This window comes from Micrococcus sp. KRD012 (genome assembly GCF_017168555.1).
Taxonomy (GTDB): Bacteria; Actinomycetota; Actinomycetes; order Actinomycetales; family Micrococcaceae; genus Micrococcus; species Micrococcus luteus.
This window is the reverse complement of sequence record NZ_JABFBB010000044.1, coordinates 1-12,563: the sequence shown is the minus strand read 5'-3', so window position 1 is coordinate 12,563 and position 12,563 is coordinate 1. Positions and strand designations below refer to the sequence as shown.

General features: G+C 69.9%; 11 protein-coding genes and 1 pseudogene. 8 read left to right on the top strand and 4 right to left on the bottom strand.

Annotation, left to right across the window (positions count from 1 at the left end):
* Positions 1–380 precede the first annotated feature (380 nt).
* Positions 381–1,928, bottom strand: a complete 1,548-nt coding sequence (dnaA, locus tag J1M37_RS11155; RefSeq protein ID WP_095347376.1) for a chromosomal replication initiator protein DnaA — start codon at positions 1,926–1,928, stop codon at positions 381–383.
* Positions 1,929–2,270: 342 nt separating this feature from the next.
* Between dnaA and rpmH the strand changes: the two genes are divergently transcribed.
* From rpmH to J1M37_RS11115, 8 genes are all read left to right on the top strand, one after another.
* The gene (rpmH, locus tag J1M37_RS11150; protein ID WP_002856443.1) at positions 2,271–2,408 is read left to right on the top strand and encodes a 50S ribosomal protein L34; all 138 of its coding nucleotides are present in this window, start codon (positions 2,271–2,273) and stop codon (positions 2,406–2,408) included.
* A 28-nt stretch (positions 2,409–2,436) separates the two neighbouring features.
* On the top strand, positions 2,437–2,835 hold the full coding sequence (rnpA, locus tag J1M37_RS11145) for a ribonuclease P protein component (protein WP_002856442.1): 399 nt from the start codon (positions 2,437–2,439) through the stop codon (positions 2,833–2,835).
* Positions 2,836–3,204: a membrane protein insertion efficiency factor YidD gene (gene yidD, locus J1M37_RS11140; RefSeq protein WP_002856440.1), complete on the top strand. Its 369-nt coding sequence runs from the start codon at positions 2,836–2,838 to the stop codon at positions 3,202–3,204.
* 5 nt (positions 3,205–3,209) lie between these two features.
* Positions 3,210–4,208, top strand: a complete 999-nt coding sequence (gene yidC / locus J1M37_RS11135) for a membrane protein insertase YidC (RefSeq protein WP_049145020.1) — start codon at positions 3,210–3,212, stop codon at positions 4,206–4,208.
* A gap of 2 nt (positions 4,209–4,210) precedes the next feature.
* A complete protein-coding gene (locus tag J1M37_RS11130; RefSeq protein WP_095347377.1) occupies positions 4,211–4,795 on the top strand; it encodes a Jag family protein in 585 nt (194 codons plus the stop codon).
* Positions 4,788–5,513, top strand: coding sequence for a 16S rRNA (guanine(527)-N(7))-methyltransferase RsmG (gene rsmG / locus J1M37_RS11125; protein ID WP_095347378.1), 726 nt, complete (start codon positions 4,788–4,790; stop codon positions 5,511–5,513). Before J1M37_RS11130 ends, rsmG begins: the two co-directional genes overlap by 8 nt.
* Positions 5,514–5,587: 74 nt before the next feature.
* Positions 5,588–6,535: a ParA family protein gene (locus J1M37_RS11120; RefSeq protein WP_036314421.1), complete on the top strand. Its 948-nt coding sequence runs from the start codon at positions 5,588–5,590 to the stop codon at positions 6,533–6,535.
* A gap of 2,515 nt (positions 6,536–9,050) precedes the next feature.
* Entirely contained in the window at positions 9,051–10,373 is a 1,323-nt protein-coding gene (locus J1M37_RS11115; protein ID WP_095347379.1) for a ParB/RepB/Spo0J family partition protein, read from the top strand.
* Positions 10,374–10,490: 117 nt separating this feature from the next.
* On the opposite strand, the gene trxA is transcribed toward J1M37_RS11115, so the two are convergent.
* The 3 genes and pseudogenes from trxA to J1M37_RS11100 all read right to left on the bottom strand — a co-directional run.
* Entirely contained in the window at positions 10,491–10,880 is a 390-nt protein-coding gene (gene trxA, locus J1M37_RS11110; RefSeq protein WP_323662986.1) for a thioredoxin, read from the bottom strand.
* 31 nt (positions 10,881–10,911) lie between these two features.
* Positions 10,912–11,913, bottom strand: a complete 1,002-nt coding sequence (gene trxB / locus J1M37_RS11105; RefSeq protein WP_206452665.1) for a thioredoxin-disulfide reductase — start codon at positions 11,911–11,913, stop codon at positions 10,912–10,914.
* Between the two features lie 148 nt (positions 11,914–12,061).
* Positions 12,062–12,563 (bottom strand): annotated as a pseudogene (locus J1M37_RS11100) (hypothetical protein); the annotation flags it as partial.

Genomic DNA, 12,563 nt, shown 5'->3' with positions numbered 1-12,563 from the left:
CCCCCGCTCTGCACAGGCTCGTCCGGAGTTGTCCAGACTCGTCCCCGGATCCACCCCCCGGTTGTCCACATTCCTGTCCACAGGGCGCGTCCACACCCGTCGAAACCGGCGAGATCATGCGGTTTTCGGCTGTGGAGATCTGTGGATACATGTGGACCACCGAATGACACCCATGTGATTCACCAGCCTGTGCACCGTCGTCGTCCCCAGGGGTGTGGACGCGGCGTGAGCGGCCTGATTCCGCCATCCACAGGGGCGGAGGTTGTCCACAGCACCGGGGGTTCTCCACAGAGTTGTCCACACCGGTGGACAATGTGGACGAAGGCTCGAGTCCCGGCCGAAGGTTGGAACCGGGACTCGAGGGTGGGGCAGCGGGTGGCTCAGGCGCCGCGCTGTTTCCGCTTGATCTCGTTGGTGAGCTCGGTGACCTGGTTGTAGATCGTTCGCCGCTCCGCCATCAGCTCGCGGATCTTGCGGTCCGCGTGGATGACGGTGGTGTGGTCGCGGCCGCCCAGGACCTGACCGATCTTGGGCAGGGACATCTCGGTCAGCTCGCGCAGCAGGTACATGGCGATCTGCCGCGCCGTCACCAGCGTGCGGGTGCGGGACTTGCTGGTCAGCTCCTCGAGGGTCAGATTGAAGTACTCCCCCGTGGCGTGCAGGATCAGCTCCGGGGTGATCTCGTGCGCCGTCTCGTCCGTGATCAGGTCCTTGAGCACATGCTCGGCCAGCTCGATGTCCACGGTCTGCCGGTTGAGCGAGGCGAACGCGGTCACGCGGATCAGCGCGCCCTCGAGCTCGCGGATGTTCGTGGAGATGCGCGAGGCGATGTACTCCAGCGCCTCCGGCGGGGCCACGAGCCCCTCGGCCTCCGCCTTCTTCCGGAGGATCGCGATGCGCGTCTCGAGGTCCGGCGGCTGGATGTCCGTGATCAGCCCCCACTCGAAGCGGGAGCGCAGCCGGTCCTCGAACCCGGAGAGCTGCTTGGGCGGCAGGTCCGAGGTGATGACCACCTGCTTGTTGTTGTTGTAGAGCGTGTTGAAGGTGTGGAAGAACTCCTCGACCGTCGCCTCCTTGTCCGCCAGGAACTGGATGTCGTCGATCAGCAGGATGTCCACGTTGCGGTAGACCTGCTTGAACGAGGCGCCCTCGTCGTGGCGGATGGAGTTGATGAAGTCGTTGGTGAACTCCTCCGAGTTCACGTACCGCACCCGCAGGCCCGGGTAGAGGCGGCGGGCGTAGTGCCCGATCGCGTGCAGTAGGTGCGTCTTGCCCAGGCCGGACTCGCCGTAGATGAACAGCGGGTTGTACGCCTTCGCCGGCGCCTCGGCCACCGCGTTCGCGGCGGCGTGCGCGAACCGGTTGGACGAGCCGATCACGAACGTCTCGAAGTGGTAGCGGTCGTTGAGGCGGCTGGTCTCCGCGGACGTCGACGGCGGCGCGGGAGTCGGCTTGCCGTTCCCGCTCGGGGCCGCGTTCGCGGCGGGCACGACGTCGGCCGGCGGCTCGATGCGGAAGCCCGGCAGCTCCTCGGCGACGGCGCGGCGGGAGGTGGCGGCGGTCGCGGCCGGGGGCAGCTCGACGTCCGGCGCCGCGGCGTCGGACGGCCCGCCGGCGAGGGAGGAGCGGCGGGCCTCGGAGGAGGGGGTCCGCGGCGGCTGCAGGTTCGCATCGATCGAGATGGCCAGCAGGATCTCCTCGCGGAACTCCTGGGTCAGGGCGTCCGTGAGGGCGTCGGCCACCTGGGTGCCCTGGAGGGTCTCGCGGGTGGTCTCGTTCGGCACGGCCAGCAGGAGCGTGTTGCCGATGAGGCCCTGCGGCTGGGCCAGGTAGACGAAGCCCATGAGGCGGGCGCTGACCCGCGCGTCGTCCTCGAGGGAGCCCACGACGGAGCGCCACGAGCTGAGCACGGCCTGGTCTGCCACCACGGAGGCTTCCTTTCCTGGGACAGACGTCCCCGAGGACGGGGGCGGCTGCGCGAGACGGACGACGGTGCTCGGAGTCTAACGGTTGTCCACAGGGTTGTGCACAGACGGTGGACAACCCCTATCATCCTGTGGACGACCGTCCCGGGCGCCCACGGGCGTCCGGGATCCGCGCGCACCCGTTTGACCCCTGCGTACCCCGGCCACTAGAGTTGTCTGGTCCCCCGGGTGTTGGTTGATCGTGCCCGCCGGGGATTTCATGTCAGAGCCTCACCGGTCCTTCCCCCTGGTCCACCTGCTCAGGTCGACGGTCGAAGGCACACAACACGTCGTGGAGAGATCACAGTGACCAAGCGCACGTTCCAGCCCAACAACCGCCGTCGTGCCCGCAAGCACGGCTTCCGTGCCCGCATGCGCACCCGCGCCGGCCGCGCCATCCTGTCCGCTCGCCGCGGCAAGAACCGCGCCGAGCTGTCCGCCTGAGGACCTCGGTCCAGGGACGGCGCGCCCCGTGCTGCCCCGTGACCGTCGCGTCCGCACGCCCGCGGAGTTCCGTCACCTCGGTCGCACCGGCACCCGCGCGGGTCGGCGCACCGTCGTGGTGAGCGTCGCCACGGACCCCGATCAGACCCGGTCCACGTCGCCGAGCGCCCCTCGGCCGCGGGCCGGGTTCGTCGTGTCCAAGGCCGTGGGGAACGCGGTGACCCGCAACCGGGTGAAGCGGCGGCTGCGCGCCGTCGTCGCGGATCAGATGCGCCTGCCCCCGCTGCGCGACCTGCCGGTTCTGGTGCAGGTCCGCGCGCTGCCGGCCGCCGCCGAGGCGGACTACGCGCTGCTGCGCCGCGAGACCGTCGGCGCGCTCGGCAAGGCCCTGAAGCCGCACCTGCCCGCCGCCTCGGAGCACGCGTAGATGACCGTCACGCCCTCGCCCTTCGTCGTGCTCGAGCCCTCCCGTGAGTGGGGGCCGCTGCGCGCGCTGCCGTCCGCCCTGCTGGCGGGCCTGCTCACGGTCTATCGGGCCGTGGTCTCCCCGCTGTACGGACCCGTGTGCCGGTTCTTCCCCAGCTGCTCCGCCTACGGGCTGGAGGCCGTGCACGTGCACGGCGCGGTGAAGGGGTCGTGGCTCGCCGCGCGGCGCATCGGCCGGTGCCATCCCTGGAACGACGGCGGCGTGGACCCGGTCCCGCCCGGGCACCGACGCTGGCCGCCGGGCCGGCAGCCGCGCATCCTCGCCCTGAACCACCCTCCCATCCCACCTGATCTCCCGCAGGAGGATTGACCCCCATGTTCGAAGCCATCCTCTCCCCGTTCCGCTGGCTGATGTCCTGGCTGCTCGGGGCGTTCCACAGCATCCTGGAGTTTGCGGGCCTGCCCGCGGACTCCGGCTGGACGTGGGCCCTGTCCATCCTCCTGCTGGTGGTGCTCATCCGCACCCTGCTGATCCCGCTGTTCGTCAAGCAGATCAAGGCGCAGCGCGCCATGCAGGCCATCCAGCCCGAGCTGCAGAAGCTGCAGGCCAAGTACAAGGGCAAGAAGGACCAGCTCTCCCGCCAGGCCATGGCCATGGAGCAGCAGGCGCTCATGAAGGAGCACAAGGCGAACCCGTTCGCCGCCTGCCTGCCGCTGCTGATCCAGATGCCGTTCTTCTTCGCGCTGTACCAGGTGCTGATCGGCGCCCGCGGCGCGGCCGAGCGCGGCGAGGCCATGGACGCCCTGTCCGCGGACCAGATCCGCTCCTTCGAGGGCTCCACGATCTTCGGCGCCCGCATGTCGGACACCTTCATGAACTCGCTCGGCGCGCCGGGCAGCACGCCCGTGATCGTCACGGCGATCGTGCTGATCCTGCTGATGTCGGGCTCGATGTTCTTCATGCAGAAGATGCTCATGACGAAGAACATGACGCAGCAGGCCCTCTCCGGCCCGATGATGCAGACGCAGCAGATCATGCTCTACGCCATGCCCCTGATCTTCGGCATCGGCGGCATCAACTTCCCCATCGGCGTGCTCCTGTACTGGACCTACTCCAACTTCTGGGCCGTCGGCCAGCAGTGGTGGATCATCCGCAACAACCCGACCCCGGGCTCCCTCGCCGAGAAGGAGCTCAACGAGCGCCGCGCCGCCAAGGGCCTGCCCCCCGTGGGCCAGAAGGTGTCGAACGCCGAGGCCACGCCCTCGTCCGCGCACACCCAGGCGGGCCGCGGCGGTGCCGTGCTGAACGGTGAGGTCGTCCGCCAGTCGGGTCAGCGCGTCCAGCCCCAGCGCAAGAACCGCAGGAGGAAGTGAGCATGTCCGCCGAGAACGTGACCCCGGCCCCCGAGGCCGAGGACGCCGTCGTCGAGACCCCCGCGGGCCAGGGCTCTCGCGTCGCGGAGCAGGACGATGCCGCCGTCTCGGAGGCGGTGCGCCGCCTCGAGCAGGAGGGCGACGTCGCCGCGGACTACGTCGAGGAGCTGCTCGACATCGCGGACCTGGACGGGGACATCGACATCGAGGTCCGCGACGGGCGCACGTACGTGTCCGTCGTCTCCGAGGACCACGACGAGCGCCTGGACGGCCTCGTCGGCCCCGACGGCCGCACCCTGGAGGCCCTGCAGGAGCTCGTCCGGCTGGCCGTGCTCGCCGCCACCGGGCACCGCTCCCGGCTGATCCTGGACGTCTGCGGGCACCGGGAGCGCCGCAACGTCGCCCTGCGCACCGCCGCCCAGGCGGCCGTCGAGCGCGTCCGCGCCGGCGAGGGTTCCGTGCACCTCGAGCCCATGGGCGCGTACGAGCGCAAGATCGTCCACGACGTCGTCGCGGACGCCGGCCTGACCTCCGAGTCGGAGGGCGAGGGCGCCCGCCGGCACGTGGTCATCTCCGCCGATGACTGAGCGGGGCTCGGCCTACGAGCAGCGCCCCGGGCTGGATCCTCAGGACCGGGGCGAGCGCCCCGCGCCCGTGGGGCAGCCGGCACCGCCGCTGACCGATGCGCTGCGGCCGGCCGCCGTCGAGCTGTTCGGCGAGGCCCTCCCCCGGGCCGAGGCCTACGTGGCCCACCTGGCGGACACCGGCATCGAGTGGGGCCTGATCGGCCCGCGCGAGGCGCCACGTCTCTGGGAGCGCCACGTCCTGAACTGCGCCGTGGTCGAGGAGCTCCTCCCGCAGGGCGCGCTCGTGGCCGACGTCGGCTCCGGTGCGGGCCTGCCCGGCCTGTGCCTCGCGCTCGCGCGCCCCGACTGCCAGTTCCTGCTCATCGAGCCGCTCGAGCGGCGCGTGGAGTGGCTGGACATGGTGGTCGCCGACCTCGGGCTGGAGAACGTGGACGTGATCCGCGGCCGCGCCGAGCAGGTCTCCGGGAACCTCGACGTCGACGTCGTGACCGCCCGCGCCGTGTCCGCGCTGAAGACCCTCGTGCCCCTGACCATGCCGATGCTGCAGGGCGCCGGGGAGCTGCTGGCGATCAAGGGCCGCTCCGCGGCCGATGAGATCGCCGCCGCCCGCAAGGTCCTGCGCAAGTATGGTGGTGCCGAGCCCGAGATCCTCACGGTGGGCGAGGGCCTGCTGCCTGAGACCACCACCGTCGTGCGCATCAGCGCGCGTCCCCGCTGACCCCTCCCCCACCGGGACGGGGCGGGCCGGGCGGCAGCAGATCCGCACACCCGCGACCCAGGAGGTAGAGCCGCATGGCGCAGGAGCAGGAGAGCCGGGGTGGGGCCTGGAGGGCCCTGCGCCAGAAGTGGACCGGCCGGACCGCCGAGAAGGGCGGCGCCGACGCCGAGGAGCCCGCGCGGCTTCAGCGGCGCCGTCTGACGCGCCCCGACCGCACCCGCGTGTTCACGACGTCCAACCAGAAGGGCGGCGTCGGCAAGACGACGACGACGGTCAACCTGGCCGCGGCCCTCGCCCGCGCGGGCATGCGGGTGATGGTGGTGGACATCGACCCGCAGGGCAATGCGTCCACCGCGCTGAACATCCCCCACACCGGGGACGTCGCCTCCGTGTACGACGTGCTCCTGGGCGAGATGGAGATCCAGGACGTCGTGCAGGACGCCCCGGACGTGGACGGCCTGCAGGTGGTGCCCGCGACGATCGACCTGGCCGGTGCCGAGATCGAGCTGGTCTCGCTGGTGGCCCGCGAACAGCGACTGTCGCGGGCGCTCGAGGCGTACACCGCCTGGCGCGAGGGGGACGGCCAGGAGCGGCTGGACTACGTGTTCATCGACTGCCCGCCGTCCCTGGGCCTGCTGACGGTCAACGCGTTCGTGGCGGCCGAGGAGGTGCTCATCCCGATCCAGGCCGAGTACTACGCCCTCGAGGGCCTCTCCCAGCTGCTCAAGAACGTGCAGATGATCCAGAAGCACCTGAACCCGCGTCTCCAGGTGAGCACCATCCTGCTGACGATGTTCGACGCGCGGACCAACCTCGCCGTGCAGGTGGCGGAGGAGGTCCGGACGCACTTCCCGGAGCAGCTGCTGAGCACCGCGATCCCCCGCAACGTCCGCATCTCCGAGGCCCCCAGCTATCAGCAGACGGTGCTGACGTACGACCCGGCCTCGGCCGGCGCCATGGCGTACCGGGAGGCGGCCGCGGAGATCGCCGGCCGCGGGGCGCCGACGGCCCTGAAGGGCTGACGCCCAGCCGGCCGCTGCGGCGGTCGCCGGGTGGCGCTGCTGGCGACGACGAAGCCCGCCGGAGGGAGTGATCCCCCCGGCGGGCTTCGTCGTGAGTGAGTGCGGCCCGGGAGATAAGCGGTAGGAAGACAAGCGGAATCGCTGGGCATGGCGGACGACCGTGTTTCACGTGAAACGACCCCCTCCGAGGGTGCGAGCGTGGTGCCGCCGCGGCGGGACGATGGGGAGGGGTGCCCGTGGTGGACTGCTTCCGTCTGACACGCTCCCCTCTCCTTCGCTGGGCCGGCCCCTCCGCCGCCGGCCAGGCGCACCTGTCGCGAGGCCTGGGTGGAGCCGCGGGCGGCGACGCACGAACTCACGGGGTGAACGGCATGGCGGCGGGGCGGCAACGGCGGCTGTGAGGGCCGGCGGTGCACGCTGCGTTGAAGTGCTCCGCGAGGGCTGCGCGACGCGTGGGGAACGTCCTGGCCGCCGGGCGCGGCCGTGCAGGGTATGGTCCGTCCCTCCTCCTTCACCCGGGTGCGCTGCAGCCTCGAGGATGCAGCCAGCGAGCAGGCCGGGTGCTGTGAGTGGGTGCCCCCTCTCCCCCACGGTCAGACCTCCTCGCCGTCGGTGACGTGCAGGGAATCGGGGCCAGAGCGGAGCACGAGCCGTGGTGTCGCCGCGAGGCGCGCGGCCGGTCTGCCGTCAGCGTGTGCGAGAGCAGACGTCAGCGGCGATGGTGGGCTGCTGTGATTCGTCTGAGTTGGAGGGGCCGAACGGCGGCGCCAGAAGGACAGTTCTATTGTGCATTCCTGTGTGCGGAGTAGGAGAGACTCCGGCGAAGAGGGGCGGCCGCACGCCCCCAATGTATACAGAGACAAGCATGTGAGCTGGCACTTTGCGGAGTCAGCAGTGGTTAGCGGCTATCGTCGATGTTGATATGTGGACAAGATCTGTGGACAAGGGGACGTCGTGGGTAGGTGGCCGTGGGTGCCACCATGGCGCTGGTTGGTCTGGCGAATCCCCAGCGTGGCCCGACGGCTAGGTACGGGGTCGGCAGGGGGAATGCTGAGTCAGCCTGGGTCCCCTCCCCCGGGAAACCCGCATCAGCTCAGTGCGGGACGGTCAGGCCGCACGGTTCTGACCCCTGCAACGACGTGGAAGCAGGACGTCGATCACTCAGGTGGTGGCCGGGGGTTTCACGTGAAACACGATGCTCGCGCGTAGGTCTAGCGTCGATCCCTGGAGGGAGCCGCGTGCGGACGGACGGGTGAAGACCCGGTTCCACACGAGTCGGACGTGAACCTTAATGGGCGGAATGGGCAGACGGGAGGAATGGGTCCGGTCTGTCGGGCGGAAGGGCCTGCCATATGACTGTACGGCCGCTGCTGACGGCAGCGACTGCATCGAACAGTACGGTCAACGGCACAAGTCGGTGCAAGCCGCGCGACATGGGACCCGCGACCCGGCGTTCGCGCCCAGTACGCCGCCACGTTTCACGTGAAACCGAACGACCGACGTCCGGCGCTCGACGCGCCCGGGTCACAACGTCAGCAACGCGAGGAGTCTGAACCTCGAACGCATCTCACGCCCCTATGGACGCCGGCATCTGAATGCAACCCGCTCGTGGGCGGACTTCCGTGGCACCAGTGCACGGTCGAATCTTCGAACGGGACGTTTCACGTGAAACGAGCCTCGGGCGAAGGGGCCGTACCGTGAGATAACCACTTCAGGTTATCCATGGAACACACCATCAATGCCGCCAATGGGGTGACAGAGAACGACACGACAAGGAGGCACTGGTTCGTGAGGAGCAACCACGACAACCATCGGGCCCCCGTCCGTGTTCTCTGCGACAGACTCATTCGTGTTTCACGTGAAACACGGTCACCGACGCAACGTTCGATTCGTGAGCCGCGCGGGGGTGAGGAAGCACTGAACACAAGACGACGAGAAGTCCGAGCACGGCCGTTCGGCGATTCGAGTGTCCACACCACACCGCGGGGAGTGGAGCGGCGCTTCGATCCTGGTCCGCCACTTTCGATTCGACGATCCGCAGCATGATGCGGGTGGCCGGCAGACTGAGTACCGTCCGCACGGAAGGTTGATCGGTACCGGTACACCGAGAACACAAGCCGGTATATCTGCGATTCGACAATCGCCCACTCGCCAGCTTAGGGATCGCGTTTCATGTGAAACGAGTGGACCCTACGGGATGCATGTGAGGGTTCTGATGATTGCAGCCGCAACCCTCCTGGAGCGCTCCAACTCGGAGTGTTCCACGTGAAACACTCACGCTCGCGGCAGGCGTCCACCCGCGCGCCCACCCCCCCGTCGTCCGAGTCCAATCACGGACGTGCATGCCAGAACCGAGACCCGAATATCACCGCACCCCTTGCAGCTCAGGCCCTCGCGTGGCCACCGGCAGTCGGGGCCAGCACAACGTGCGGGGTGTCCTCACGTCGCCCAGGATCATCGAGACCAGGCCGCTCACCTACACTGATCGCAGACCCACTCACTGCAGGAGGACCCGTTGAAGACGAGCCGTCGAGGAGGCCTGGGGCGAGGCCTCGGCGCCCTGATCCAGAGCACTGTAGAAGCCCCGGAAGAGAACGCCGAGGCACCCTCCCCGGAGGACTCTCCGACGCCGGCGAAGAGCGGCCCGAAGACCGAGACGCCGGGGGAGTCCGGCGAGCCGGTCCCGTCGGCCTCCCAGCAAAAGACCACGGGCCGCACCGCTCAGGTCACGAAATCAACGTCCACAACTGGCCGGAACGCCGCGTCCGCCACGAAGGCAGGGACCACCTCGTCGAAGCGTGCCTCGCGACCCGCGCAGCGTCCCGTCGACGTGTTCTTCTCCGCAGAGTCCGAGGATGCACCCGCGGCGCGGCCGACCAAGGGGCGTCCGGCCATGCCGACGGTGAAGGCGCCCAGCAAGCGTGCCACCTCCGCGACGTCGTCGAGGAAGGAACCGGGGGACTCGAGCGTTGAGTCCGCCGCGACCGAGGGGACCGTGTCCGCGGACATCGCGGTCCTGCGGGAGATCCCGGTGGGGGACATCCACCCCAACCCGCGGCAGCCGCGTGAGGTGTTCGACGAGGACCACATGGCGGAACTGGTCACCTCGATCCGCGAGGTCGGCATCCTGCAGCCGATCGTCGTGCGCGAGGTGGACGGCCCCACCCCCTATGAGCTGATCATGGGCGAGCGCCGGTGGCGCGCCACCCAGAAGGCCGGCCTGGACACCATCCCGGCGATCGTCCGCCAGACCCCGGACCAGGACCTCCTGCGGGATGCTCTGCTGGAGAACCTGCACCGCTCCCAGCTGAACCCGCTCGAAGAGGCCGCCGCCTACCAGCAGCTCATGGAGGACTTCGCCTGCACGCAGGAGGAACTGTCCCAGCGCATCGGCCGCTCTCGTCCGCAGATCTCCAACACGCTGCGGCTGCTCAAGCTGCCGCCCCTCGTGCAGCGCCGCGTGGCCGCCGGCACGCTCTCGGCCGGCCATGCGCGTGCGCTGCTCGGTCTCACGGACCCGTCGGACATGGAGCGTCTGGCGCAGCGGATCCAGTCGGAGGGCTTGTCCGTCCGGTCCACGGAGGAGGCGGTCGCGCAGCTGCAGGGCGGGCTCCGGCCGGGCCGCACGCCGCGGCGCAGCACGGACGACGCCCGCCACGAGCGCCTGGACCACTACGCCACCGCGCTCACCAGCCGCCTGGACACCGCCGTGAAGATCACCCTCGGCGCGCGCAAGGGCCGCATCGCCATCGACTTCACCACCGTGGAGGACCTGAACCGCATCATGGACCTCATCCAGGGCGGTCAGGACGGCAAGGGGAAGGGCAAGAAGTCCTGATCCGGAGTTCCCGCGGACGGCGTCCACGGGCACCCGCCGCTGGTCCTGAAGATCAACGCACGACGGCCCCGTCACCCTCTGGGGTGACGGGGCCGTCGTGGTGAGTGGGGGAGGGGCTCAGCCGAGCAGGGCCGAGAACTCCTTCTCCAGCGCGGCCTTGGGCTTGGCGCCCACGGACTCGGCGACCTTCTCGCCGTTCTGGAAGCCCACGACGAGCGGGATGGAGGTGACGCCGTAACGCGCGGCGATGGCCGGGTTCTCGTCCACGTTGAGCTTGGCGATCACGGCCTTGCCCTCGTGCTCCACGGCCATGTCCTCCAGGACGGGCCCGAGCATGCGGCACGGGCCGCACCACTCGGCCCAGAAGTCCACGAGGACGGGCAGCTCGGACTGGAGGACCTTCTGGTCGAAGTCGGCGTCGGTGACGGTGATGGTGCTCATGGCAGCCTCCTGGGGTTTGTTCTGTGTCTGACGAGGGTGGACAGGGGTGTTATCGACATGATTCATGACGCTCCGTCAGGGGTCATGAGTCAGTGGCTCATGCCGGGTTCGCGTCCGACTCCGGGCCGGCCGGCGCGGCCTCCTCCACGTCGGCCACGGTCGCGAGGTAGTGCTCCACGTCCTGGGCGGCCACGCAGCCCGAGCCGGCGGCGGTGATGGCCTGGCGGTAGGTGTGGTCCGTGACGTCGCCGGCGGCGAAGACGCCCGGCTGGGAGGTCCGCGAGGACGGATGGTCGATGCGGATCGTGCCGTGCTCCGTGAGCTCCACCTGGCCCTGCACCAGGTCCGTGCGCGGGTCCTGGCCGATGGCGACGAACAGGCCGGTCACGTCCAGCGTGGACGCCTCGCCGGTGCGGGTGTCCCGCAGGCGGAGGGTGTTGACCTTGTCGTCACCCGTCACCTCCGTGACCTCGGTGTTCCAGCGGAACTCGATCTTCTCGTTCTCCATGGCCCGGTGGGCCATCACCTTGGAGGCGCGCAGCTCGTCCTTGCGGACCAGCACGGTCACCTTGGACGCGAACTTCGTGAGGAACAGGGCCTCCTCCATGGCGGAGTCGCCGCCGCCCACGACCGCGATCTCCTCCTCGCGGAAGAAGAAGCCGTCGCACGTGGCGCACCAGCTGACGCCGTGGCCGGAGAGGCGCTCCTCGCCGGGAACGCCGAGCTTCCGGTAGGCGGAGCCGGTCGTGAGGATGACCGCGTGGGTGCGCAGCTGGGTGCCGTCGCCGAGCGTGAGCACCTTGGGGTTCGACGTCAGGTCGGCCTGCACGACGTCGTCGTAGACCACCTCCGTGTTGAACCGGCGGGCCTGGGCCTCGAGGTTCGCCATCAGCTCGGGCCCCTGCACACCCTCCGGGAAGCCCGGGAAGTTCTCCACCTCGGTGGTGTTCATCAGCTCGCCGCCCGCGGTCACCGCCCCGGCCACCAGGACCGGGGAGAGCTCGGCGCGGGCGGTGTAGATCGCCGCGGTGTATCCGGCGGGGCCGGATCCGACGATCACGACGTTGTGGACGCTCTGGTCCTGGGCGGTGGGGGCCACGGGTTCCTCCAGTGGATCGGGGTGGTGGACGCTCCTCCAGGACAACGGCGGAGCCACGGGCGGGTATTCCGCGGTGCCGGGGCCGCGGTGCGACGACGTCCGGCGACGGCGGCCGGAAGGTCCGGCGCGCCGTCGCCCGGGCGCGGGGTCAGCGGACGGCGATCTCGCCGAAACGCAGGCCGAACGGGAGGTCCGACGTCGTGCCCTCCAGCTGGGGCAGCGAGGTGAGGCTGACGATCACGTACTCGGCCTCGGCCTCGGTGCCCTCGAACGGCACGGGGATGGAGACGGTGTCCTGGTCGAAGGTGCCGTTGCCGATCTCCTTGGCGTTCGCGCCCTCGGGGGAGTCGGCGATGTAGGCGAACCAGGCGCCACCGGTGGCCCCCGTGCTCTGCAGGGTCACCTCGTTCACCTCGGTGCGCTCCTCGAGCTGGACCACGAGGTTCATGCTCTCCACATAGCCGCCGAAGTTCGGCCGTGCGTAGGCGAAGGTGCGCCACACGGTGGTGGGGTCGCCGTCGATGAGGTTGCTCAGGTCCGCGTCGTGCTCGGCCTCGTGCTCCGGCAGGTCCGGCACCGAGCGCAGGGCCTGGACGGGCTGCGGGGCGGCCGCGGCGCTCTCGCTGGTCGGGGTGGGGGAGGGGCTGGTG

What these genes read in the sequence shown, in the direction of transcription:
- yidD (WP_002856440.1), top strand. Translation starts at nt 2,836, where the DNA reads ATGACCGTCACGCCCTCGCCCTTCGTCGTGCTCGAGCCCTCCCGTGAG.
- yidC (WP_049145020.1), top strand. Translation starts at nt 3,210, where the DNA reads ATGTTCGAAGCCATCCTCTCCCCGTTCCGCTGGCTGATGTCCTGGCTG.
- J1M37_RS11130 (WP_095347377.1), top strand. Translation starts at nt 4,211, where the DNA reads ATGTCCGCCGAGAACGTGACCCCGGCCCCCGAGGCCGAGGACGCCGTC.
- rsmG (WP_095347378.1), top strand. Translation starts at nt 4,788, where the DNA reads ATGACTGAGCGGGGCTCGGCCTACGAGCAGCGCCCCGGGCTGGATCCT.
- J1M37_RS11120 (WP_036314421.1), top strand. Translation starts at nt 5,588, where the DNA reads ATGGCGCAGGAGCAGGAGAGCCGGGGTGGGGCCTGGAGGGCCCTGCGC.
- trxA (WP_323662986.1), bottom strand. Translation starts at nt 10,880, where the DNA reads ATGAATCATGTCGATAACACCCCTGTCCACCCTCGTCAGACACAGAAC.